Raw genomic sequence first — 25,098 nt, 5'->3', positions numbered from 1 at the left:
CTTCGTGACGACCGGTGATACCGCGAGCGTGGCGATCGAGCTGACCAATGTGAACGACGCGCCATCCTCTACAGATGATGTCGTTTCAACAGACGAAGATATTGCCAAGGTGCTTGGCTCCAGTGATTTCGGCACCTATAGCGATGAAGAAAGTTCTTCTTTAGCTGCGGTTAAAATCATCACACTGCCCAGTCATGGTCTTCTTGAATACAACCAGGGAACAGTCGCTGCCCCCAACTGGGTAGTGGTTGTAGAAAATCAGGAAGTCAGTGCTACAGATCTGGATGCCGGAAAGTTACGCTTTACTCCGTCTCGGCATGAAAGCGGTGATAATTATGCAGGCATAGCGTTTGAGGTAGGCGACGGAGAAAGATTCAGCGCAGATACTTATACCTTAAATGTGAATGTCACCCCAATAGCCGACAAACCCATACTATCCGCCGAGGCCACCAATTCCGGCAAGGAAGGCGAGTTCATCAAACTGAAGGATATCTCAGCATCCTTTGATGATCAGGATGGTTCTGAAGTTCACACACTCACACTCGATAACCTGCCTGTCGGTGCAATACTCTCCGACGGTGTGAATGTGTTTGTCGCGTCGGCAGGCAATACATCGGCAGATATTCTGGGGTGGGATTACAGCAACCTGCAAATGAAGGTCTCTATAAGCAACCTGTCCGAAACATTCACTCTCACCTTATCGGGCAATGCTGTTGAGCAGGGAAATAATGATTCTGAGGAAAGCAGCATTCCCATTACTGTCGAAGTGACCGGTGCACAAATCATTGCTACCAACAATAGCTACACGGTACAGGAGGATGGTTCTGTATCCGGAAATATTGTGACGGATGGCACGGCAGACAGCGATACCCATCCATCGGCAGGCCAGGTAAAAGCGGGAGCGATACTTGAGTATCGTGTGCAGGATGACACCGATGGCAATAGCCAGTGGGAAAATACCGGTTCAGGAACCGCCAAATCGGGTGACATGGACTGGGATTTAGTCGGGGTGACCCGGGAGGCAGTCACCTCTAAGTTTGAGGGTATTAATCACGCCTACCGGTTTGATGGGAGCAGCTCATCAGCGAAAGCGCAATCTCCCCATGATATGTCGACGGACCCCACGCAGGGTGATGCCACTCTGGAAGTCTGGTTTAAAGCGGATGGATCTGTTCCAGCCGATCAGTATATGTTTTTGTATGAAACTGGAGGAGCGGCAGACGGGACTGCGATTCTCCTGCAGGGCACTAAGCTGTACTTCGTCGTAGAGGACACCACTCCTCCTGTCAGTACTCAGGTCGCATTATCTTACGACCTGGCTGAACTGGGTATCGATCCAACGACAGAGTTTGTACAACTCACTGCCGTGGCTGACTTCGGCCCGAATGGGTCACCAGGGGAGTTGCGCTTATATGTGAATGGCTCACTGGTCGCACAGGACGCAACACCGGCAAACCTTCGGGACTGGACAGGTGGTGATGATGCTGGCCTTGGGGGAGCGTATGATGTTGACACGGCAACCGATGACCCCATCTTTATCAATGGGGAACCATTGGCCGTTGATGGCAGTGGTAACCCCGCAAACATTGTTGTGGCGCCTTTCAAGGGGCATGTGAGTGAGTTCCGCTTATACAGTGAGGCGCTGAGTCACTCCGATGTTCTTGGCAACTTTGCAGCTGTTGCCGGCCTGGCGGTTACCCACGTGAACGGGCAGCCGGTGAATGCGCTCAACCCCATAGACACCGGTAACGGTGCACTGCTTATTGCGGCCGATGGTTCTTACCTCTTTACCCCCGATCCAGACTTCTTTGGTACAGAGTCGTTTACCTACACGTTGTCCGATGCGGATGGCCATACAGATACTGCAATCGTCACAATTAAGGTTGTATCAGAACCAGACTTGCCAGAAGCGAGTGACAATCAGTACACCCTTCTCGAAGGCGCACTGTTGACAGGTCATCTTGTCAATGACGATACGGGTGATGGTCGTGACACCGATGGTGATGGTGAAACGCTCTCTATTACTGCGATCAACGGCATTAATCTTGTATTTGATACCAGTGATAAAGCTATTGTTGATATTGAGCAAGGGCTGTTGACGGTGAGCAATGACGGATCATTTTCATTCCAGCACGATGGAACTGACCCATCAGGTTCACTGACGTTTACTTATACTGTAAGTGATGGCAATAGCGGCAGCTTCGATGATGCCACCGTTACTTTGGATGTGACTCCTGTCAATGATCCTCCTGTTGTATCTGGGGCAGACGGAGCGGTGGTAGTTAGCCCGGCTACGGATAAAATGTTTACTGGCCCTTCCTATCCAAGCTCCCCTACTTCAGGTGCACAGCATGCAAATGGAGTCTCCCCTTCACAGCTTTCTCTCTCAGGCCCCAGCCAGATGACGGCACAATTCATCAGTGAGAGTGCAGGTTTCTCGAATGTGATCGGTTGGTATGTTGTGGATGGAGACAATAATGATCGCATTACCCAAACCACACCTATCTGGTATGACTCCAATTTTGCCAAAGAAGAACAAAAGCTGGTTATTCCGAACTTGTCCGAGGGCGAAATTGGCTTCTTCCTTGTCCAGAATGGTTTAAACAATACAGCAGATAGCCCTTATCTTAAGAAAGTCGATCAGGGTATTGGCTTTGTCCGCTTTGAAAAATCGGCCCATGCCGGGACTCTAAAGGCGGAGCTGGCTGTGACTTCAGACACAGATGTAAAGCTGGTGTACTACGCATCTGGCACGGAGCTGAATCCTCAGGGCAATGGTGTTGTTTTAACTGCTCCGGTGGTTCATGCATCCTACTCAAACCTGGCTACAGATGGAGCAACGCACGTTCGCTCTGGTATAAATAATGGTGATGACAGTGAGTTGATTATTGGCTTTGAAGACTTGCTGACTACAGATAGGCCGGACTGGGACCTTGAAGACTTTGTGTTCAGAGTATCGATTCAAGGCTACAGTACATCACCGTTAGCATCGAAATTAGAAATTACAGATGATGGCAATATTATTGCCGAGGCCACCGTGGCTATTCGTCTTGCCCAGAAAGGAGACCTGCTCCTGCTGGATAACACGGCAAAGAATCTGGCAAGCTCAAATGGCATTCATGTTGAATATGATAATAAAAACAGTGCCATTCATTTCTCCGGTGATGCAGAGCTGTCTGTTTACAAGCAACTCCTCAACAGTGTTGGGATTGGTAATCTCAACCCCTTGGGAACTAATCCTCGCGAGATCTCATATGCCGTTGTTGATGTCGGTACTCTCACCAGTAATACCAAACTGGTCAGTTTCAACCCTGATGTTAATTACGATATGTCGGCAGATGATCTGGTTATCGGAACAGATGGTAATGATCTTCTGGTATCTGGGGCTGGTAGTGATGTGCTGATTGGTGGGCAGGGGGATGATGTCCTGACGGGAGGAAGTGGTAACGATACGTTCCAGTTTAATCTTTCTGATCTGATTGTTTCAGGTACGGCACAGCTTGATGAAATAACAGACTTTACTGTTGCAGGCCTGGATGCTGATGGTAGAGATTTTCTGGATATCTCTAACCTCATTGAACTGACTGACAGTCAGATTTACGAGGAAGTTAATGGCCTGCCTAACTTGAATGATGTAGATGAAGCTGGCCTTTTAGCTGCCCTAAAGGCTGGGGGAATGTCAGCACAGGTTGATACTGGTGCGAATACAACAACACTGGTGTTTGATAATGGCACAGAGCAAACACTGAAAGTAAAACTCACTGGTGTAAGTGATTGGGATAATCATGGCTCGGACACAGATGATGTCCTGATGCAGCTCATCGCCAATGGGCAGATTATTGTCTGATCATGCCCGCTGGCGAGGTCAGATAATTCGAATCAACAATAAACGCACATTAAATAAATAGAACAGGGTAGGTACAGGATGTCTCTCAACACACTCAAGCTCTCGGGGATTGGGCTGCTGCTTCTTTCCACCACACTGCAGGCCGGTTCTCTGCTGGACTCTGTAAACGAAGCACTGGCGACGAATCCAGACATTCTTATTCGCACGGCTGAGGCTGACGCCCGGCACTTTGAAGTAAAGCAGGCCAGGGCGGGTTATCTGCCAACTGTCGATTTTCGAGGCGGGGTTGGCTATGAAAATACCCGTAACAGCACAACTATCGGCCTTTATGAACAGCGCGGGCAAACAGGGGGGAAGGACAAAAACCGTACCCGCCGGGACGCCTCCATCGTCGCACGGCAGATGTTGTTTGATGGCTTTGCAGTAGACAGCGAAGTGGCCCGCCAGACAGCCCGGCAGGCCTCAGCATTCCACGATGTGTGCTCGGCAGCGGAGGATGTCGCCCTGTCGGTATCCCAAACCTATATCAATGTGCTGCGTCAGGAAACCGTCGTGGCTCTGGCGAAAGAGAATGTCAGCGAGCACGAGCGGGTGGTTGAGCTGATTCGCAAACAAGGTGCCAAAGGCCGAAGCAATGAAGCGGATGTGGCTCAGGCAGAAGGCCGTCTGGTGCTGGCCAAAGCCAATGAGATCAGTGCGGAATCTGTGCTGCGGGATGCAAAAACCCAGTATCAGCGAGTTGTGGGTAACCTGCCCAAGTCGTTCATTATGCCCGAAGTCCCTGCGTCCTTGCCGGTGAGTCTGGAGGCTGCGCTTTCACAAGCTAACAGCAATCATCCGGTATTGCGTCTGGCGGCGGCAGACATTCAAGCAGCAGAAGCTCAATACGATGCTTCCAAGAGCGCCTTTATGCCTCGCTTTGAATTGGAAGTGGGAGCAGACTGGAACAGCGATGCCAACGGCGGTAAAGACGACAACTATACCCACACCGCAAAACTCAATATGACCTACAACCTGTTTAACGGCGGAGCTGATAAGGCCCGCAGGGAGCAAACCAGCCGTTTGATGAACGAAGCTATTGAAATCAAAAACCGTGCCCAGCGTCAGGTGGAAGAGGAGGTACGCTTTGCCTGGATTGCCGTAGAGTTTGGGGAGAAGCGTTTGTCGCCACTGGCTGAACACGTAAAACAGGCCAGCCGTTCCCGTGATCTGTACGATAAGCAGTTTATGATTGGCTCCCGCACCCTGCTGGATTTGCTGGATAGCCAGAACGAATACTTCTCTGCTCGCCAGAGTGAGCTCAATGCCCGCTATGATCTGGCCTATAATCGCTATCGCCTGCTGCAGAGTACAGGCTCTCTGGTCAGCTCTCTGAAGGCAACATTACCTGCTCATAACGCCTGTGGCGTATAGCACGTATAGCACGTATAGAACGGCAGGGCGGCATATGCCGCCCGGTTTATTTGGTTCATACGTGCCATATAGGGTTTTGCTATCGGCGTAATAAGTGCAATTCATTTCTTTAAACTTTGTTCCCGACATAAGATTTATCTCGAACACAAGGCAAGTAGTTATTTAGACCCTAACGAGGAAAGTTAAATGTCTCTGGTAAACCAAGAAATCAAGCCATTCTCCGCTACCGCTTTTCACAACGGTGACTTCATCTCTGTAACTGAAGAAGATCTGAAGGGTAAGTGGTCTGTTGTATTCTTTTACCCAGCCGACTTCACCTTCGTTTGCCCAACTGAGCTGGGCGATCTGGCTGATCACTACGAGAAGCTGCAGGCTATGGGCGTTGAAGTGTACTCCGTGTCCACCGACACTCACTTCACTCACAAAGCATGGCACGACAGCTCCGACACTATCAGCAAGATCAAGTTCCCAATGATCGGCGATCCAACAGGTGCTATCACTCGTAACTTTGAAGTAATGATTGAAGAAGATGGCCTGGCACTGCGCGGCACCTTCGTTATGAACCCAGAAGGCGTTATCAAGGTTGTAGAAACCAACGATCTGGGCATTGGCCGCTCCGCTAAAGAGCTGATCCGCAAGATCCAGGCTGCACAGTACGTAGCTGAGCACGACGGTGAAGTTTGCCCAGCAGCATGGCAGCCAGGTGAAGAAACTCTGGCTCCTTCTCTGGACCTGGTTGGTAAGATCTAAGTTTTAATCTGCAATACCCCGGGGCTTTGTGGCAGCAAGCAAAGCTCTGGGATTTTTACCCTTATTATTATATTTCCTGTCGTACAATTTTTTACAGGAGTAGTGGAGAGCATCATGCTGGACGCAAGTCTTAAACAACAACTGTCAACTTACTTTCAGAACATTAGCCGCACAGTTGAGATTGTTGCGTTTGTTGATGATTCTTTATCCGCTGAGGTTTCTGCAAAGTCCAAAGAATTAAAGACCCTTGCACATGAACTGGCGGAACTAAGCGACAACATTACAGTCGTTGCCGGTGACACTGCCAATGCACGTGTTCCGTCTATCGCTATTCGCAGGCAAGGCGAATCAGCCGGTATTCATTTTGCCGGTGTGCCCATGGGGCACGAATTTAACTCCCTGATACTGGCTCTGCTCCATACCGGTGGCCATGACCCGAAGCTGGAAGCCGAGCTGATGGAACAGGTGAAAGGGCTGGACAGTGAGCTGAACTTTGAAACTTATATTTCTCTGTCCTGCCAGAACTGCCCTGAAGTTGTACAGGCACTGAACCTGCTGGCGGCACTGAACCCGAAAATCCGTCACACCATGATTGATGGCGCGCTGTTCCAGGATGAAGTGGACGAGCGTAAAGTGATGGCTGTGCCCTCCGTATTCCTGAATGGAGAAAGCTTTGCCCAGGGGCGTATCAGTCTGAAAGATATTGTAAAGAAGATTGATAAGAACGCAGGCAAGCGGGAAGCGGAAACCATTAACAGCAAAGCCTCGTTCGATACTCTGATTGTCGGTGGTGGCCCATCCGGTGCAGCGGCAGCGGTTTACTCTGCCCGTAAAGGCATTCGGACAGGTTTGGTGGCAGACCGCTTTGGTGGTCAGGTGATGGACACCATGGCCATCGAAAACTTTATCTCCGTAAAAGAAACGGAAGGCCCCAAGCTGGTCGCCAACCTTGAGCAGCACGTTAAAGATTACGACGTGGATATTATGACCGGTCAGATGGCCAAAGTGCTCAAGCCTGCAACAGAGGTGGGTGGCCTGATTGATGTGGAACTGGAAAACGGCGCAACAGTTTCCAGTCGCTCAGTGATACTGTCTACCGGTGCCCGCTGGAGAGAAATGAATGTTCCTGGTGAGCAGGAATATCGTGGCAAAGGTGTCGCCTACTGCCCACACTGTGATGGCCCACTGTTCAAAGGTAAGCGAGTGGCAGTAATTGGTGGCGGTAACTCCGGCGTGGAAGCAGCTATTGATCTGGCAGGTATCGTTGCCAAAGTGACACTGCTGGAATTTGATACCAAGCTCCGTGCTGATGAGGTACTGCAGAAGAAACTGCGCTCTCTGCCCAATGTAGAGATCATTACCAATGCCTTAACAACAGAAGTGCAGGGCAATGGCGAGAAAGTGACAGGTCTGGTTTACAAAAACCGTGAAACCGATGAGCTGGTGAATATTGAGCTGGAAGGCATCTTTGTTCAGATCGGTTTGGTACCTAACACCGAATGGTTGAAGGGCGTTGTTGAACTGTCTCCCCGTGGCGAGATTATTGTCGACGAACGTGGTCAGACCTCAGTACCTGGTGTGTTCGCAGCCGGTGATGTAACTACCGCACCGTACAAGCAAATCATTATCGCGATGGGCAGCGGTGCCGGTGCCTCTCTGGGTGCGTTTGACTACCTGATTCGTACTCCGGAACCTTCCGTGACAGACGAAGCTGCCTAAGCTTCGCTCATTAAAAAGGCTCCTCCTCTAGCAAGGGAAGGAGCCTTTTTTGCTTCATTCACTTCTGCCACTCAATCTGATTCTCTTCCCCTTCACCCTGCCATAATGGCGATTGATCATTCGGGCTGCCGTTGTAATTGATAGTGATTTCATCATTGGGCAGGATTTTCTTGATCGCGACAATTTCCAGAACCTGTTCATCCTGACACGGACGATACAAGGCATTGGGCGTGTAAGAGTGGTTATAAATAGAACCCATGCCCAAAGCGATAGCTGCACTTTCCTGTTTACTTCCCCAGCAGAAATAATAATTGTTCAGCTCGGTTTTGCGCAGGTTAGCTACATCGTCTGGCGGCAGAATAATTATCGGGCAACGCTCGATAACGGTGTCCCTTTCAATCTTCTTGCTGGTTAATACACCACGGCCTTTTCCGATAATGCTGGAGATGTAGAGCATAGGTTACCTTTGTTATTGTGTTTGTAAGGTAATGGTTGGTCAGTATACGTCGATGGTCCGGGTACTTAAATCAGCTTTTTGTGGCTTGCTTAGTCTTTAGGTTGAACCTGATGGCAGTATCGCAGTTTGTCATCCAGACTGTGTCGCGAACCTGGTGACACGAAGTACTACAAATGACAATATGCTATAGTTCGTCACGGATTATGAAACAAAACAATAAATTAGTTATTCATTCTAAGTTTCGTGGCGATATAGTTGTTTTGGTCTCTGCGTCACTGCCCCAGTGTCTGCTGTACGTATTACTTTTTACAAGTGCAGCCGCCATGGCCGGTAGTTGTTACCACTCCGCCCTGCCCTTATCTGCTAATAATCTACAAGCCTTTTTGTCATTACCTATGTCCAGGCAGGTCGATGTTTCCAGCGGGCACATTCCTTTTATGTTACTGGCCGGTGGAGGGAGCGGAGGGAGTGGGAGAACTTCTCAAAACAGTGAAGAAACGAATTCTGATAAAGGACAGGCATCGGGTAGTTCGGGAGCGTTTAGTTTTCTGGGGGCAGGTATTCGCAGTTTGTATGCCAGCTGTTTTGGACAAGGTGATGAAGACCCTGATAAAGAACGCCAGCCTGCCACTATTCCAGCCCCATGCCAGGCCGCTGCATTGCATGTGGATGTAAACCCTGATGAAGTGGAGATCGGGGGGGTGAATGATGATTTACCTGATGTCGATGTAAGCCCTGATACAGTGGAATCCGGGAAACCGAATGATGATTTGCCTGAAAATCAGTGCCAGACCGTAGCAACAAATGTACAGCTTCGGAGACCGCCGCAAGGCGAGATCCAGCCTGACGTGGAGTATCTTACGGTTATTGTTCCCGAAATGCGGATTCCCATAGCGATTCCTGTACCACAGAAGTTACAGTGCGATCTATGTATGCGACTTTTTGTAAACCCGGTTCAGACGAGTTGTTGTCAGCAGGTTTACTGTAAAAACTGTCTGGTAAAAGCCAAAAATCGTTGCCCATATTGCAGGGAGGAAGCTCATCCAATACAGAGTTTCAGGGATCAGAGGGCCATTAACAACCTTCCGGTTGCAGAAGGTGCACGAACAACTCTGTGTGATGTATCGCAGCATTTATATAGTCGCCTGCGATCACAGGCAGAGGAGGTTTTGCAAGAGCAAGTGAAAAATATTCCCGATGAAATTTTCAAATCCCCCCGCTTTACTGCACAAGAAGGGCATGAGGCTGGTAACTGGATTTCTACTACATTGCTCAACTGCAACAAGGTGTGTAGTGAAGATCTACAAGTAGAGATTATTATTAAGGAAGGGCTGATATATTTTGACTTCGATAATAGTAGGGGCACTTCTTTACCCAAGGGTGGATATATTAATGTGCGGTTAATCCGGAAACGTGATAACCAATGTGTCGCCGTCGTTCAACTTTCCAACAGGCAGATAGATCAAGAGAGGATCCGAATCAACAGGTCTGAGATATACGCAGAGTATGAGGGGTTAGCTGAGTTTCATGAATTTTTCAGAAACAATGAACAAGCCGATGGAGAAGTGTTTTATATTAAAATGGAGGTCTTTTTTACCCAGCTCGTTAGAGGGCGTTAAGAAACCGAAGAGCTGACTACGACAGGCGAGCACATGATAGCGAGAGAAAATAAGGCCCGCACAGTGCGAACCTTATTTGAATGATGCCAGCAGCTATCAAGCGATAGGGCGCGTTGCGTTCTCCAGCCATGCGCGATCTTCGTCATTCAGTGCAGGAGCAATTTTCTCGAAACAGGCACTGTGGTAGTTGTTCAGCCACTGCTTTTCAGCATCGGTCAGGATTTCCACTTCCAGCAGGCGGGTGTCGAAAGGTACAAAAGTGATGACTTCAAACTCCAGCATTTCACGGTCGCCCGGCAGGTCTGCTTTACGTGCAGCAATAATGTTTTCCAGACGAATACCAAATCCGTCTTCCAGATAGTAGCCCGGCTCGTTACTCATGCACATGCCTTCCTCTATTACACCGCCTTCCCCGGCGCCAGTACGAATGCGGGTTGGGAATTCGTGAACAGACAGACAGTGTCCGATACCGTGGCCGGTGCCGTGGTCGAAGTTGTAGCCTTCCTGCCACAGGGGCTGACGGGCCAGCATATCAATCTGTTCGCCACGGTTGCCGGGTAGGAAGCGGGCCTGATCCACAGCAATGTGACCTTTCATAACCAGTGTGAACATGTGGCGTTCGTGGTCGGATGCATCGCCCACTTTTACAGTACGGGTGATGTCGGTTGTACCACAGATGGTGCCGCCGTTGTTGTAGTGGCCGCCGCTGTCGATCAGGTACATGCCATCCTGCCCCAGTGATCGACAGTTTTCTGGATCGTGGTGGTAGTGGCACATGGCTGCGTTAGGGCCAAAGGCGGAGATGCTGCCGAAGGAAGGTGCGAGGAAGCCTTCTACACCTTCACGGTATTCCAGTAGCTTCTGGGCGAAGGTTTCTTCGTTGTGGGGATTACCTGCTTCCACTTCACGATCAACCCAGGCCAGGAAACGAGTGACGGCGATGCCATCCTGAATGTGGGCGCCGCGCATACCTTCCAGTTCCACTTCGTTCTTGCAAACGCGGTGCAGGGCACAGAGGTTACGGCCTTCAATAATCCTGGCGCCAGCATCGCTCACCAGGTTGTACAGCCAGGCGTTGGTTTCGCCAGGAGCCAGATACACTGTGCTTTCGCTACTGATGAGCCTGGGCAGAACATCAGACATCTGTGCGATGTTGTAAGTATTTACTCCCTCTCCAGCCCACTCGGCAAAGCCTTCTGGGAGACGGGCGGTATCGATAAACAGTTCCAGTGTGCCGTCGTTTTGCTATCTGCCGAAGCTCAGGGTGGTGCGCACGTAAGGGATATCGGCGCCACGGATGTTGACCAGCCAGTTGGTATCTTCAGGCTGGGTCAGGACCATGCCAGACAGTCCTTCAGCCTGCATTTGAGTGGCCAGTTTCTGGCGTTTTTCGGTGCTGTTTTCGCCAGCGCTGTGGAACAGTTCGATAGCGGCATCTGGTGCTGCCGGGCGATCTTCCCAGAACAGGTCTGCAGGGTTTTCTGGCAGGGAAACCAGTTCGTGGTTCTGCTTGGCCAATACGGCTTCGGCATTTTTGTACCAGCCGATGTTGAATAGGGAGGCGTCAACACCTACACGACCAGCGGCAGGCAGTTGCTCCATGATCCAGTTCAGGTGGCAATCGTTGTCGATGTCCATGTAATCGAAAACGTCAGCAGGCACTTCCTGCTTTACAGAAACAGTAAAGCGGCCATCAACGAAGATGCCAGCTTTTTCTCGGCTGATCACCACGATGCAGTTTTCACCATGAAAACCGCTGAGCCAGTTGACGCGCAGAACGTCAGTGGCCTGATATTCGCCCAGATGCGGGTCGGCGGTTGGCAGGATAAAGGCATCCAGATTGTGCTCGTGGAGATAGTTCCGGATGGATGCAACGCGCTGCTGTACTGCGGATGACATAGTGTACTCTTCCTTCGTGTCCGGATGTGAAACCGGTGGAGGTCGTTTTGTAGCCAAATTCTGTTATTTTACGGATAAGGCTCTATGTAGAAAATGTTGTAAATCAAATTCTTTAAAGCACTGGTGTAAAGGTTTTGTCTGGGAGAACGGTTATAAAAATTCCGTTGCCAGTGGATTGATACTGTATATAATCATTACTGGCTTAGTGAGCTTATATGCATTGCGATGGTTAGATGATCTCAGTATCCGCGCTTCGTCCTGTTTTATAAGTGAGAAAATAAGCAATAAAGACTTTAAACGGGCAATTGTATGGTCTGACCATACAATTGCTGAATAAATCAAAACTGTTATAGGAAAACAGGGTAATAGAGATGGCTGAGTCTGAGACTACCGGAACCGTAAAGTGGTTTAACGAATCCAAGGGTTATGGCTTCATTGAGCAGGATAACGGACCTGACGTTTTTGCTCATTTTCGCGCTATTGTTGGCAGTGGCTTTCGTACACTGGTTGAAGGCCAGCGTGTGAAGTTCAACGTTACTCAAGGCCAGAAAGGTCCTCAGGCTGAGAACATTGAAGTTATCTAAACCTGTTTTCAGGTGATTTGATTTCTTTCCGTTCCTGATAAAGCTGGTGTTAAATATGCCAGCTTTATTATTTTGATTTTCTCTTCTTGTTCAATTTCGGCACTTAAGTGCCCGGACCATTGCTTTCGCATAATGATGACGCCGCCAGACTATGCGAAAGTAATGGTACGGGTACTTATAGCTTATCATTACGTGAAATTCATACGTCAGAAGAGGCGAAGGAGTACTCCATGTCTGATGTTTTTCATCTTGGTTTAGTAAAGGCAGACCTGCAGGGCGCAGAGCTGGCTATTGTTCCCGGTGATCCTGAGCGCGTTAAGAAAATTGCTGAGCTTATGGATCGTGCAGAGCATCTGTGCAGCCATCGGGAATATACCATCTGGCGTGCCTATATTGGTGATAACGCCGTCATCGTCTGTTCCACCGGTATCGGTGGCCCTTCCACATCTATTGCGGTTGAAGAACTGGCCCAGCTGGGTATTCGTACCTTCCTGCGTGTCGGCACCACTGGTGCGATTCAGGAAGATATTGATGTTGGCAGTGTCATCGTGACCACCGGCTCTGTACGCCTGGACGGTGCCAGCCAGCACTTTGCACCACTGGAGTACCCAGCTGTTGCCGACTTTGAATGTGCCAATGCCATGGTAATGGCATCGCGTGATCGAGGTGTGACCTATCGCACTGGTATTACTGCGTCGTCCGATACCTTCTACCCTGGGCAGGAACGCTACGACACTTTGCGTGGTTATGTCATTCGTAAGTATCAGGGCTCCATGAATGAATGGCAGAACCTGGGTGTGCTCAACTATGAAATGGAATCCGCAACCCTGCTGACTATGTGTGCAGCTTTGGGCTTGCGTGCCGGCTGTGTGGCGGGTGTTATTGTTAATCGCACCCAGCAGGAAATTCCTGATGCACAGTTGATGGCAAGAACCGAATCTCATGCGGTGAATATTGTTGTGGATGCTGCGCGCATTTTGCTGAATAGCTAAGAAGCGTTTTACCCTCCCCTTGCAGGGGAGGGTGTTGTTAAGAGATGTCAATCATTCCCATACCCTCCCGATATCTGAGCCAGTGTTTGGTCAGTTTCTTTTCTTTACCCAGCCATTTCAGGCACCACTTCAATCCTGCACCCATGTTTTCCTTGTTCCAGGCCATCAGGCATTTACGGTTATATTCCAGCTCAGGTGCCGGACGAGTGATCAGTTCACCCTGCCTTAAAAAATGCTCTGCAAAGTGAGTCGGTACCATAGTCACGCCGATGCCTTTCGCTGCGCTGTACATGGCTTGACGAAAGTTGGGGACGACAAGCACCCTGCCGAATTTGGCAAGGCTGTCGCCACCGTGGTGTAGAACTCGGGCAGAGTCACCAACAACAATGGTCGTGTACCCTGCAAAGTCTCTGGCTGACAGTGGTGCATCTGTATTATCAGCCAGAGGGTGATCGGGAGACATCACAAGCTGCCACTCAAGCGGTCCCATTGCCCGAGAATCAAACTTAGAGCTTGCACTCACTTCTTCCGGAATTGTCACCGGTGCTCCAATCACCAGTTGGCACCGATTGTGGAAGAGAGCGTCCCAGCCGCCCATGTAGACTTCGCTGATGATATGCAGGCGAGTATCTGGGAACTGATTTTTGAACTCGTCGATAAGAGGTTGAATGGCCCCCTGATTGATGACGTTGTCCAGAGCGATGTACAGCTCTGCCTCGACTCCTGTGGCAATCTGAGTGGTTGTGCAGGCCAGCTCAGCCAGATCTCCAAGAATTTTACGGCCCTGTTCAACAAAGTGTTCACCGGCAGGGGTTAGTTCTACCCGGCGGCTGTCTCTGATGAAGAGCTGAACACCAAGTTCATCTTCCACTTTGCGAATGGTGTAACTGATGGCGGATGGAACTTTATGCAGATGCCTGGCGGCAATGGTGAAGTTACCGAAGTGGGCAACCATTTGAACAATCTGCAGTGTCTCTGTCTGAATCATTAGATGTAAGTCAACTGTCAAAAAAAGTGAATGCACTGACAAAATAAAGCGTTTTTTTTCATCAAGGCAAATCTCTAATATGTGCCCCGTTGCTGCACAGGGCGGCAATTTCTTCTGCTTGTTATGGCACTTTCGGATTTGGGTGAATCCAGTGTCAACAGAGTGACCCTGTTTCGATCATGGTCATCTGTTAGAGCAGAACGAGCGAGCGATACCTGATATTTGTAACCTCACAACCCATGTTGTGAGGTTTTTTTTTCCAAAAAAAATAAGTAAAAAACCTTAAATCCTAGTTCCCTTTAAAAGCCATGTGATTGATGCAAATCAAAGGTTGTTCGTATTTGTTTGTGGACAATGAGCGCCAAGTTTTTGTGTGTGAATCTTGTACAGATTTGGTCAATTGTTGACCGCTGTCGTGTGCCTGTGGGCGCATAAGCTTCTGCTCCCAACACGGCTATGAGATTCATGATATTCAATTATTGGGTTTGTAAGGACCCAGGGGTGGTTTATGGCCCAGATCGGCTTTAGTATTTTTGGTATTCTCTGTCTGTTGGCACTGGCAGTTTTGCTGTCCGACAACCGCAAGGCAATTAACTGGCGCACTGTTGGTGGCGCATTTGCCATTCAAGCCGGTCTTGGCGCATTCGTTCTTGCTACCTCTGTTGGTCAAACCGTTCTGAGCGCTATCGTAAGTGGTGTACAAAACGTTATTAACTACACCAATGAAGGTATCGGCTTCCTGCTGGGGCACCTGGGTAGCCCTGCGACTGCTGGTGGTTTCATATTCGCGTTCCACGTACTGCCTATCATCATCTTCTTCTCTGCATTTGTTGCCGTTCTTTACCATCTGGGCATCATGCAGTTTGTTATCAAGATTCTGGGCGGTGCCCTGCAGAAAGTGCTGGGCACCAGCCGTACTGAAACTCTGTCTGCTACCGCAAACGTATTCGTAGGCCAGACTGAAGCGCCTCTGGTTGTACGTCCTTTCATCAAGCACATGAGCCAATCTGAACTGTTCGCCGTTATGGTGGGTGGTCTGGCTTCCGTTGCCGGCTCCGTTATGGCTGGTTACGCCAGCATGGGTGTTGAACTGAAGTATCTGGTTGCTGCGAGCTTCATGGCTGCTCCCGGTGGCCTGCTGATGGCCAAGATTATGAAGCCTGAAACCGAAGAGACTTCTGACAAGAGGCAAGCGCAGATGGATGCGGATGCTGACGAAAAGCCAGCTAACGTTCTGGATGCTGCTGCACAAGGTGCATCTTCCGGTCTGGGCCTGGCGGCTAACGTAGGCGCCATGCTGCTGGCCTTTATCGCTCTGATCGCCATGGTTAATGGTATGCTGGGCGGCATTGGAGGCTGGTTTGGTCACGCTGATCTGTCTTTGCAGATGATCCTGGGTTACCTGTTCTCCCCAATCGCTCTGGCGCTGGGTATCCCGACATCTGAAATGCTGCAGGCGGGTAGTCTGATCGGTCAGAAGATCGTACTGAACGAATTCGTTGCTTACATCGATTTCGTCAGCATCAAAGAATCGCTGTCCGCTCACTCTCAGGCAGTAATCACTTTTGCGCTGTGCGGATTTGCCAACCTGTCCTCTATCGCTATCCTGCTGGGTGGTCTGGGCAGCATGGCTCCTGAGCGTCGCAGCGACATTGCCCGCATGGGTATCAAAGCTGTTCTGGCTGGCTCTCTGTCTAACCTGATGAGTGCTGCCATCGCCGGTCTGTTCTTGGCGCTATAATACGCTGTACTCAAAATACTGTTTACAGCGCGGTGCTCTTTTTCTTCTTTAGAGACGGCAGAGCACCATAAAAACCGGATGAGCGTCTTCTAAAGGAATTGGAAGAGCTCGGCCGGTTTTACCTTTTCAACCAGCGCCGCCCGTTTTTGCCTGCGGACTGGTTAACAGGAGAGAAGTTGTAATGTCTGATCTCAATACTTCCAGCAAGCTCGCTCTGCAGCTGATGGATAACACCTCCCTGAACGAAGACGACACTGTTGAACGTATTGTCGCTTTGTGCAAATCTTCCAAAACCCCCGCTGGTCACACCGCCGCAGTGTGCGTTTACCCCAAGTTTGTTGGCATCGCCCAGAAAACCCTGAAAGAAATCGGCCTGCCCAACGTTAAGGTTGCCACTGTCACCAACTTCCCAGCCGGTAAAGCCGATGTGGAACTGGCTCGTCGTGAGACTGCAGAAGCTGTTGCCATGGGTGCTGACGAAGTGGATGTTGTGTTTCCATATCGTGCACTGATGGAAGGTGATGAGAAAATTGGTTTTGATCTGGTGAAGGCATCCAGGGAAGCCTGTACTCACGGTGTTAAGCTGAAAGTAATCATCGAAACCGGTGAGCTGAAAGACCCGGCTCTGATCCGTAAAGCCAGCGATATTTCCATCAATGCTGGTGCTGACTTCATCAAGACATCCACCGGTAAAGTGCCAGTGAACGCGACTCCTGAAGCGGCCCGCATCATGCTGACGGCTATCAAGGAAAGCGGCAAAGATGTTGGCTTTAAGCCAGCCGGTGGTGTGCGCACTGCTGAAGACGCTAAAGAGCATCTGGACATCGCTGCTGACATTCTGGGCGCTGACTGGATCAACTCCAACCACTACCGCTTTGGTGCCAGCAGCCTGCTGCCCAACCTGCTGAACACTCTGGGACTGAACGACGGCCACGTTGATAACGGAGGCTATTGATATGTTTCTTCCTCAGGAAGTCATTCGTCAGAAGCGGGAAGGTCATAAGCTCTCAGAAGCCGACATCAGTGCATTTATTCAAGGTGTCACCAATAACACTGTGTCCGAAGGGCAGGTGGGTGCACTGGCGATGGCTATCTATTTCCAGGGTATGGAAATGGACGAGCGTATCGCCCTGACCAAAGCCATGCGTGATTCCGGCATCGTTATGAGCTGGGAAAGCGAAGGTCTGAAAGGCCCTGTCGTTGATAAACATTCTACCGGAGGTGTAGGCGACGTTGTTAGCCTGATGCTTGGCCCCATGCTGGCAGCCTGTGGTGGCTATGTCCCCATGATCTCTGGCCGTGGCCTGGGTCATACCGGTGGTACGCTGGACAAACTGGACAGTATTCCCGGTTACCAGACCTCCGTTGATGAAACCCAGTTCCGCAAGGTTGTTAAAGAAACTGGCGTCGCTATCGTCAGCCAGACCGGTGAACTGGCTCCGGCAGACAAGCGCATTTACGGTATCCGTGATGTGACTGCGACCGTAGAATCCATCGACCTGATCACTGCCTCAATTCTGGCTAAGAAGCTGGCTGAAGGTCTGGACTCTCTGGTTATGGACGTGAAGGTTGGCAGCGGTGCATTTATGCCAACCTACGAAGCGTCCCGCGAGCTGGCGGAAAGCATTGCTAAAGTGGCGACAGGCGCTGGTGTAAAAACTACCGTTCTGCTGACCGATATGAGTCAGTGTCTGGCATCCAGTGCGGGTAACGCTGTGGAAGTTGCGGAAGCAGTACGCTTCCTGACCGGCGAACACCGTACCCCACGCCTGCTGGAAGTGACAATGGCTCTGGGTGCAGAGCTGCTGGTGTCTTCTAATCTGGCACCAGATCTGGATATGGCTCGCAACAAGCTGATGGCCTGCCTGGACGACGGCCGTGCGGCAAATGTCTTTGGGCGTATGGTTGCTGGCCTGGGTGGTCCGGAAGATTTTGTTCAGCGTTATGACCATTACCTTCCAAAAGCCAATGTGATTAAACCTGTTATGGCTGAAAAATCTGGCTATGTTGCTGAAGTTGATGCCCGTCAAATGGGGCTGGCTGTTGTGGCAATGGGCGGTGGCCGTCGTACGCCAACCGATAAGCTGGATTACAGCGTAGGTTTAACAGGAGTATGCGCTCTGGGGCAGGACATTGCAGAGGGCGAGGCTCTGGTTGTGGTCCATGCAGGCTCTGAGGCTGCATGGGAAGAAGCAGCACGCATGGTTCGTGAAGCTGTGATTCTGAGTGATAAGCGCCCAGAAACACTGCCTACTGTATATGAGCGCATTACAGGAGAATAAAGATGCCAAGAGCAATTGTTCTGGTACTGGATTCGTTCGGTATCGGTGCCGCAGCTGATGCTGAAAAATTTGGCGATACCGGCGCGGATACTTTGGGGCATATTGCGCAGGAATGTGCAGAAGGCCGTGGAAATATTGATCGCAATGGCCCGCTGAAGCTGCCAAACCTCACCAGCCTTGGGCTTCTTCACGCCCATAAAAACTCCACAGGTGCATGGGCTCAGGGCATGGCTGAAGCGCCAGCTACAGCTGGCGCTTATTCCTATGCTGCCGAAATCTCCAGCGGTAAAGACACTCCCAGTGGTCATTGGGAAATGGCTGGCGTTCCGGTTCTGTTTGACTGGGGCTACTTCCATGAACATGAAAACAGCTTCCCTCAGGAGCTGCTCGATAAGCTGGTAGAAGAAGCTGATCTGCCCGGTTATCTGGGGAATTGCCACTCCTCCGGCACAGTGATTCTGGAAGAGCTGGGCGAAGAGCACATGCGCACCGGCAAGCCAATTTTTTACACTTCCGCTGATAGTGTGTTCCAGATTGCCTGCCACGAAGAAACGTTCGGCCTAGAAAAGCTTTATAAGCTTTGCGAAATTTCCCGCAAGCTGCTGGATGAATACAATATTGGTCGTGTGATTGCCCGTCCATTTATCGGTACTGGCCCGGATGATTTTGTCCGTACCGGTAATCGTCGTGACTTCTCTGTACTGCCGCCGGCACCAACACTGCTGGATCATTTGGCAGAAGCCGGTGGCGATGTTGTGAGTGTTGGCAAGATTGCCGATATCTTCGCCCATCAGGGAATTACCCGCAAGGTGAAAGCTACCGGTCTGAATGCGCTGTTTGATACAACGCTGGAAGAGGTGGAGCGTGCCGGTGACAACACGCTGGTATTTACTAACTTTGTTGATTTTGATTCCTCTTGGGGACACCGCCGTGATGCAGCAGGCTACGCGGCAGGGTTGGAAGAGTTTGATGCACGTTTGCCTGAATTGATGGAAAAGTTGCAGACCGGTGATCTGTTGGTGATGACCGCTGACCATGGCTGCGATCCAACCTGGCCTGGTTCTGACCATACCCGCGAACATGTTCCGCTTCTGGTATCTGGCCCAGGTGTTAAGCCTGTGGATTTGGGGGGGCGCGAAACCTTTGCAGATATGGGACAAACCCTTGCAGAACACTTCAACCTGCCAAAACTCAAATTTGGTAAAAGTTTCCTGAAAGAGATTATCTGAGGATTTAACAATGCCGACTCCCCATATTAACGCCCCTGCTGGTGCTTTCGCAGAAACCGTACTGCTCCCAGGCGACCCTCTGCGTGCCAAATACATTGCTGAAAACTTTCTGGAAGATGCCAGGGAAGTGACCAGCGTCCGCAACATGCTGGGTTTCACTGGCACATACAAGGGCAAAAGAATCTCCGTAATGGGCTCTGGTATGGGGATCCCATCCGCATCCATCTATTACAAGGAGCTAATCACTGAATACGGCGTGAAGAATCTTGTTCGTATCGGTAGCTGTGGTGCGGTATCCCACGATGTGAAAGTTCGTGATGTTGTTATCGGTATGGGGGCTTGCACTGATTCCAAAGTGAACCGTATCCGTTTCAAGGATCACGACTTCGCTGCGATCTGTGATTTTGATCTGCTGGAGAAGGCTGTCGCTTCTGCCCGTGAGATGGGCTTACAGATTAAGGTGGGTAACCTGTTCTCTGCTGATCTGTTCTACAACCCAGATAAAACCATGATTGATACCATGGAAAAGTACAACATTCTGGGTGTAGAAATGGAAGCGGCTGGCCTGTATGGCGTATGTGCTGAGTTTGGTGCCAACGGCCTGGCTATTTGCACAGTAAGTGACCATATCCGTACCGGTGAGGCCCTGGATCCTGAAGCTCGTCAGAACTCCTTCAATGATATGATGGTTATGTCTCTGAACGCGGTGACTTCTCTGTAATTTTGAAGCTTTTACTGTGTTAACTTTTTGCCGAGACTGTTTGAAACAGTCTCGGCAAACAACTGAAGCTTGTCCTATTGATTAGGTCTTAAACGACTGTTTGAACCCACCAGTGGGATAAGGAGAATAACAACCATTGTGGCGCTGACCGTTAATGCTGTGAAAAAACCATTCCAGCCATAAAACTCCATGATTCTTGCAATGGGGTAGCCAGACAGAGCAGCTCCCACATAAGCAAACAGACTTACAAATCCATTAGATGCTCCTGCTGCATTTTTATGTGAGCACTCCACAGCCGCCATTCCAATCAGCATTTGTGGGCCATAAATAAAGAAGCCAATCATAAAGAACAGTGCCAGCTGGAGAGTGTAGCCAGCATCTGGAATAAGCCAGAGCCCGAGAACAGACGCTGCAACGCCGCAAGAAAAGATGGTGATCATCACATCGCGATTGCCCTTAAACCACCAGTCCGATCCCCACCCAGCCACCAGACAGCCAAAGAACCCACCAATCTCAGATGCCGACAGGGCGGAGTTTGCAGACAGCAGGCTGTGTCCGTGCACTTCCGTCATGTAAAGGTTACCCCAGTCGCTGATAGCGGTTCGGACGATATAAATCAGCACATAAGTCAGTGCCAGTAGCCAGAGTAATTTGTTATTGAGAACGTAGTGGAAAAGGATCTCTCTTTTACTAAGCCCCTGACCCTCCTGTTCATGGGCAATTTCCAGCTGGTCGTTGCGCCACTCCCCAACGCTGGGCAGCCCCATGGTCTGGGGTTTGTCCCTCACTCGGGATACCAGGACGAGAGTCATAATAATGCCCAGAGAGCCGGCAATCTGCATACCAAATCGCCACCCCATAGTCATGACCAGCCAACCCAGAAGCATGGGCGCTATGGCTCCACCGACATTGTGGGTGGTATTCCAGATACCCCACCAGAACCCTCTTTCCGTTCTTGAATACCAGCTGTTGAGAATCTTTGCGCAGGGAGGCCAGCCCCAACCCTGGAAGAAAGCGTTGCAGGTCCAGATGGCGGTAAATGTGACAAGGGAGGTGCTGAAGCCAAAAAGGATGTTGAGAACGCCCGTAATAAAAAGGCCAGCAGCCATAAAGTAGCGGGGGTTTGAGTGATCGCTCAGAATGCCGCTGATAAACTTACTGGCCCCGTAAGTGAAGTAAAACAGGCTGCCAATGATGCCAATATCGGCTTTATCGAAGCCCAGATCCTGCATCAATGCAGGAGTTACATAGGTGAACGATTTTCGGGTGATATAAAAAGCGGCATAGCCAACATAAATGCCAAGAAAAACATGGAGGCGCCAGTATTTGTATGTCTGATCGGTGCTTCCCTGGCATGAATAAGGAGTTGTGGGTATTTCACTACTTCGCATAATTATCTTTCGTTTTGCCGAGCCGTGGGGATACCTTAGTCTGAAATTCTGGTTTTCGTTTTTATTTTGATGTACGGATTGTGTGTGGCCCCTGTGATAGTGAGAAGCATAACGATTGGGGTGCGAGCTGTTACGGTCTGTCACAGAGCAGGTGGTTGATTTGATTGTATGATTTGAACACAAAAGCATGGCAACTTCGCAGTGCTTTTGTGTTTTAGGTGTCCAGCCCCTGTGAAGTACGAGTCTGGACACTTAAGGTTTGTCAATTAACCTTCCAGGCCCTGGCCTGCCTGACTCATCTGAATCAGTTCAACTTTGTAGCCGTCAGGGTCTTCGACAAAAGCAATGTGGGTGCTTCCGCCTTTAACCGGGCCAGCTTCACGGATAACATTGCCGCCGGCTTTCTTAATGTTTTCGCAGGTTTCGTAGATATCGTCAGCACCAATGGCGATATGGCCAAAGGCGTTTCCGTGGTCGTAGGATTCAGTGCCCCAGTTATAGGTCAGCTCGATAACCGCAGTATCGGATTCGTCGCCATAGCCTACAAATGCGAGGGTGTACTTGTACTCTTCGTTGACGGATTTGCGTAGCAGTTTCATACCGAGAGTGTCGGTATAAAAAGCAATGGAGCGATCCAGATCGCCAACACGTAACATGGTGTGCAGAAGTTGCATGATAGACTCACTCGGGTTTGCGTGTGAAATACTAAGCATTTTATGTGAAAGTAGCCTTAGGGGTTACTGGGGTTTTTCCTGTTTGACCACTCCTTGCACAGATTTGCCGTTTACTGTGCCATCAGCCAGTGTGACGATGTAGTCTTTGCCCTTCTCACTCTGTTTGAGTTTTACCAGCAGGTCATTCCAGTCTTTTGCCAGCCAGATCCAGGTTTCCCGTTTTTTGTTTTTCCGTACCATTTTCAGGCGAACGGTTTTCAGGGAGCCAGCAGGAGTTTCCAGCATCTCATCACCATCTACAACAAAGCTGTAGGTGTTGCGCTTGCCTTTATCAATCACTGTATAGCTGAGCCCTTTCAGCCCGGCAGAAACATCGTACTGTAATTGCTGTTGGTAGCTGATGCCGTCCAGATCATCGGGTTGAAGGGGGACTTTCCAATTTTTTTCATTCTCACGACTTTGGGCGAACTTCTTGCCCCAGTCGAATTCGACGCTGGCAGATTTACCTTTTCCCAGCGCACCTTTTTCCAGAGCGTACTTCTTGGGCTGAATTTTTCCATTGTTGAATGTGAAGTGTGACTCTTCATCAAAATTGTAAATCAGCATGCTGGCATTGAATGAGAGGGTCCAGGTGTTGTCGCTGTTGCGTACCAGGGAGCGTTTGGCTTTACCGTTTATGGGTACGCCGCTCAGGGTTGCACTGTAGTTAGCCTCATAGGGGACTAACTGTACAGGTGGGTGTTTAGGGGCGGCCTGACTGGTGCCAGAAAACAGAAGCCCCCCTGCCAGTAGAGAAACTGCCAGCAGCGGAGTCGTCTTTGCAAAGCAATAGTTACTCAGATTTGCCAAATTCATCATTCCAACGGTGGGTCAAAAGTTGATACAGCGGTATGTTGAAAACCTTGTGCGGGAAGAGGGGCGCCATCTAACAGAGCCTGATTGCCTTCAAGGCGTAAGCGACCACTGGCGAACCAGCCTACGGCAACAGGATAGATAAGGTGCTCCTGTTCCAGCACTCTTTTTTGTAAAACCTGTTCGGTGTCATCGCTGTGCACCGGTACACGGGCCTGAATCACCGGCGGGCCACCATCCAGCTCGCTGGTAACAAAGTGTACTGTAACACCGTGTTCGCTGTCGCCCGCTTCCAAAGCTCTTTTATGGGTATGGAGACCTTTGTATTTGGGCAGCAGGGACGGGTGGATATTCAGCAGGTGTTGCGCATAGTGTCTGGTGAATTCCGGCGTGAGAATGCGCATAAAGCCTGCCAGTACAACCAGCTTTGGATTGTAACTGTCGATCAGCTTTATCATGGCCTGGTCAAACTGTTCACGGCTGTCGAAGTTCTTGTGATCCAGAACCTCAGCAGGAATACCCGCCTGCAACGCACGCTTCAGGCCAGGCACGCCTTTTTTATTACTGATAACAGCGGCAATGCGAATGCCTGTGTCACTCTGGGTATCAATCAGAGCCTGCAGATTACTGCCGCTGCCAGATATAAGAACGACGACCGGCAGGCGGTCGTCGTTGGGGTTTGTATGGGAGTGATTTGTCGGCAAAATTATTAAAGTCCCGTATTACAGTCCAGCCAGTTCCACCTGTTCTTCGCCTTCGGCAGCATCAGCGATAGCGCCGATCTCCCAGGCTGTTTCGCCAGCAGCTGTCAGCAGTTTGATAGCGTCCTGCTTCTTCTCGGCAGGAACAGCGACTACCATGCCCACACCGCAGTTCAGGGTGCGGTACATTTCTGTCTGCTCTACATTACCGCCTTCCTGCAGCCAGCGGAACAAGGCCGGAATCTCCCAGCTGGTGGTGTCAATCACTGCTTTTGTACCTTCTGGGAGAACCCGGGGAATGTTTTCCAGCAGGCCGCCGCCAGTGATATGGCTCATAGCGTTCACTACGCCTTTACCAATCAGCTCCAGCATGGGCTTCACATAAATGCGGGTGGGTTCCATCAGCAGATCGGCCAGAGGTTTACCGTCGAGTTCCTTCTCAGCCAGAGACTCCAGAGGAATGTTGTTTACCTCCAGAATTTTGCGGATCAGGGAGTAACCATTGGAGTGGGCACCGCTGGAGGCGAGACCGATAAGAGCGTCACCAGCTTTTACTTTGCTGCCGTCGATAATCTCTTCTTTCTCAACGACACCTACGCAGAAACCTGCGAGGTCGTAGTCTTCGCCCTGATACATGCCGGGCATTTCGGCAGTTTCACCACCAACCAGAGAGCAGCCGGACAGTTCGCAGCCACTGCCAATACCGGCAACAACGCTGGCTGCAACGTCTATATTCAGGTGTCCGGTGGCGTAATAATCGAGGAAGAACAGAGGTTCGGCGCCACACACAATCAGGTCGTTCACGCACATAGCCACCAGGTCGATGCCAATAGTGTCGTGACGATTGAGATCCATTGCCAGCTTAAGCTTGGTGCCAACACCATCGGTGCCGGAGACGAGAACAGGCTCGTTGTAACCCTTGGGAATCTGGCAAAGTGCACCAAATCCTCCAAGGCCAGCCATAACTTCAGGGCGGCGGGTGCGTTTTGCTACGTGTTTGATACGGTCTACAAGGGCGTTACCAGCGTCGATATCAACGCCTGCATCACGGTAACTGAGCGATCCTTTATTCTCGGTCATTTTTGAGTATTGACTCACGAAAAAAGTGGGATTTTGGGTGATGAGCTGGCGCAGGATTGTATCAGTCGTGAGAGAATTCGGCTATCGCAGTACGGATATTGCTTCAATATTGCGTCAATGATCCTACCCATGAGCTAACTTGTGGCACAATATCTCCAG

At 50.3% G+C, this 25,098-nt stretch carries 20 protein-coding genes and 1 pseudogene; 12 read left to right on the top strand and 9 right to left on the bottom strand.

Annotated features, from left to right (window positions below; translation table 11 throughout):
- The first annotated feature begins 28 nt into the window (after nt 1-28).
- From E1189_RS17690 to ahpF, 4 genes are all read left to right on the top strand, one after another.
- Nucleotides 29-3,847 (top strand): cadherin-like domain-containing protein, encoded by a 3,819-nt coding sequence (locus E1189_RS17690; RefSeq protein ID WP_155162075.1) that lies wholly within the window; start codon nt 29-31, stop codon nt 3,845-3,847.
- Between the two features lie 78 nt (nt 3,848-3,925).
- Nucleotides 3,926-5,260, top strand: coding sequence for a TolC family outer membrane protein (locus E1189_RS17685; protein WP_155162074.1), 1,335 nt, complete (start codon nt 3,926-3,928; stop codon nt 5,258-5,260).
- 186 nt (nt 5,261-5,446) lie between these two features.
- Nucleotides 5,447-6,010, top strand: coding sequence for an alkyl hydroperoxide reductase subunit C (gene ahpC, locus E1189_RS17680; protein WP_155162073.1), 564 nt, complete (start codon nt 5,447-5,449; stop codon nt 6,008-6,010).
- A 114-nt stretch (nt 6,011-6,124) separates the two neighbouring features.
- Nucleotides 6,125-7,729: an alkyl hydroperoxide reductase subunit F gene (ahpF, locus tag E1189_RS17675; RefSeq protein ID WP_155162072.1), complete on the top strand. Its 1,605-nt coding sequence runs from the start codon at nt 6,125-6,127 to the stop codon at nt 7,727-7,729.
- Nucleotides 7,730-7,787: 58 nt separating this feature from the next.
- On the opposite strand, the gene E1189_RS17670 is transcribed toward ahpF, so the two are convergent.
- Nucleotides 7,788-8,186 carry an SET domain-containing protein gene (locus tag E1189_RS17670; protein WP_155162071.1) on the bottom strand — a complete coding sequence of 133 codons (399 nt, stop codon included), beginning with the start codon at nt 8,184-8,186 and terminating at the stop codon, nt 7,788-7,790.
- A gap of 203 nt (nt 8,187-8,389) precedes the next feature.
- On the opposite strand from E1189_RS17670, the gene E1189_RS17665 reads away from it, so the two are divergent.
- Complete coding sequence (locus tag E1189_RS17665; protein WP_155162069.1) at nt 8,390-9,805, top strand: RING finger protein; 1,416 nt, start codon at nt 8,390-8,392, stop codon at nt 9,803-9,805.
- A 96-nt stretch (nt 9,806-9,901) separates the two neighbouring features.
- Here the strand turns inward: E1189_RS17665 and E1189_RS25955 are convergent, their stop codons facing one another.
- Together E1189_RS25955 and E1189_RS25950 are read right to left on the bottom strand one after the other, a co-directional pair.
- Complete coding sequence (locus E1189_RS25955) at nt 9,902-10,087, bottom strand: M24 family metallopeptidase C-terminal domain-containing protein (protein ID WP_329602104.1); 186 nt, start codon at nt 10,085-10,087, stop codon at nt 9,902-9,904.
- Between the two features lie 45 nt (nt 10,088-10,132).
- Nucleotides 10,133-11,704 (bottom strand): annotated as a pseudogene (locus E1189_RS25950) (M24B family metallopeptidase); the annotation flags it as partial.
- A gap of 371 nt (nt 11,705-12,075) precedes the next feature.
- Here E1189_RS25950 and E1189_RS17650 point away from each other — a divergent pair.
- Together E1189_RS17650 and udp are read left to right on the top strand one after the other, a co-directional pair.
- Nucleotides 12,076-12,288 (top strand): cold-shock protein, encoded by a 213-nt coding sequence (locus E1189_RS17650; protein ID WP_155162062.1) that lies wholly within the window; start codon nt 12,076-12,078, stop codon nt 12,286-12,288.
- A 230-nt stretch (nt 12,289-12,518) separates the two neighbouring features.
- The gene (gene udp / locus E1189_RS17645; protein WP_155162060.1) at nt 12,519-13,280 is read left to right on the top strand and encodes a uridine phosphorylase; all 762 of its coding nucleotides are present in this window, start codon (nt 12,519-12,521) and stop codon (nt 13,278-13,280) included.
- A gap of 37 nt (nt 13,281-13,317) precedes the next feature.
- Here the strand turns inward: udp and E1189_RS17640 are convergent, their stop codons facing one another.
- Nucleotides 13,318-14,268: a LysR substrate-binding domain-containing protein gene (locus E1189_RS17640; RefSeq protein WP_155162058.1), complete on the bottom strand. Its 951-nt coding sequence runs from the start codon at nt 14,266-14,268 to the stop codon at nt 13,318-13,320.
- Nucleotides 14,269-14,776: 508 nt separating this feature from the next.
- Here E1189_RS17640 and E1189_RS17635 point away from each other — a divergent pair.
- The 5 genes from E1189_RS17635 to deoD all read left to right on the top strand — a co-directional run bounded on the left by E1189_RS17635 (nt 14,777) and on the right by deoD (nt 20,241).
- Nucleotides 14,777-16,009 carry a NupC/NupG family nucleoside CNT transporter gene (locus E1189_RS17635; protein ID WP_155162056.1) on the top strand — a complete coding sequence of 411 codons (1,233 nt, stop codon included), beginning with the start codon at nt 14,777-14,779 and terminating at the stop codon, nt 16,007-16,009.
- 181 nt (nt 16,010-16,190) lie between these two features.
- Nucleotides 16,191-16,964 carry a deoxyribose-phosphate aldolase gene (gene deoC, locus E1189_RS17630; RefSeq protein ID WP_155162053.1) on the top strand — a complete coding sequence of 258 codons (774 nt, stop codon included), beginning with the start codon at nt 16,191-16,193 and terminating at the stop codon, nt 16,962-16,964.
- A 1-nt stretch (nt 16,965) separates the two neighbouring features.
- Nucleotides 16,966-18,291: a thymidine phosphorylase gene (gene deoA, locus E1189_RS17625; protein WP_155162051.1), complete on the top strand. Its 1,326-nt coding sequence runs from the start codon at nt 16,966-16,968 to the stop codon at nt 18,289-18,291.
- A 2-nt stretch (nt 18,292-18,293) separates the two neighbouring features.
- Nucleotides 18,294-19,520, top strand: coding sequence for a phosphopentomutase (locus E1189_RS17620; protein ID WP_155162049.1), 1,227 nt, complete (start codon nt 18,294-18,296; stop codon nt 19,518-19,520).
- A gap of 10 nt (nt 19,521-19,530) precedes the next feature.
- Nucleotides 19,531-20,241, top strand: a complete 711-nt coding sequence (deoD, locus tag E1189_RS17615) for a purine-nucleoside phosphorylase (RefSeq protein ID WP_155162047.1) — start codon at nt 19,531-19,533, stop codon at nt 20,239-20,241.
- 74 nt (nt 20,242-20,315) lie between these two features.
- On the opposite strand, the gene uhpC is transcribed toward deoD, so the two are convergent.
- The 5 genes from uhpC to purM form a co-directional block, all read right to left on the bottom strand.
- On the bottom strand, nt 20,316-21,632 hold the full coding sequence (uhpC, locus tag E1189_RS17610; protein WP_155162044.1) for an MFS transporter family glucose-6-phosphate receptor UhpC: 1,317 nt from the start codon (nt 21,630-21,632) through the stop codon (nt 20,316-20,318).
- 266 nt (nt 21,633-21,898) lie between these two features.
- Nucleotides 21,899-22,306, bottom strand: coding sequence for a lactoylglutathione lyase (gene gloA / locus E1189_RS17605; RefSeq protein WP_230460496.1), 408 nt, complete (start codon nt 22,304-22,306; stop codon nt 21,899-21,901).
- A 63-nt stretch (nt 22,307-22,369) separates the two neighbouring features.
- A complete protein-coding gene (locus E1189_RS17600; protein ID WP_196221503.1) occupies nt 22,370-23,155 on the bottom strand; it encodes a DUF3108 domain-containing protein in 786 nt (261 codons plus the stop codon).
- 5 nt (nt 23,156-23,160) lie between these two features.
- The gene (gene purN / locus E1189_RS17595; protein WP_230460495.1) at nt 23,161-23,862 is read right to left on the bottom strand and encodes a phosphoribosylglycinamide formyltransferase; all 702 of its coding nucleotides are present in this window, start codon (nt 23,860-23,862) and stop codon (nt 23,161-23,163) included.
- Between the two features lie 18 nt (nt 23,863-23,880).
- The gene (gene purM, locus E1189_RS17590) at nt 23,881-24,939 is read right to left on the bottom strand and encodes a phosphoribosylformylglycinamidine cyclo-ligase (RefSeq protein WP_155162037.1); all 1,059 of its coding nucleotides are present in this window, start codon (nt 24,937-24,939) and stop codon (nt 23,881-23,883) included.
- Nucleotides 24,940-25,098: the final 159 nt, after the last annotated feature.

The sequence above is a fragment of the Parendozoicomonas verongulae genome (assembly GCF_009711465.1).
In the GTDB taxonomy this organism is placed as follows: Bacteria; Pseudomonadota; Gammaproteobacteria; order Pseudomonadales; family Endozoicomonadaceae; genus Sansalvadorimonas; species Sansalvadorimonas verongulae.
Note: the sequence above shows the minus strand (reverse complement) of the source record. Positions and strands in the feature narration are given on the sequence as shown.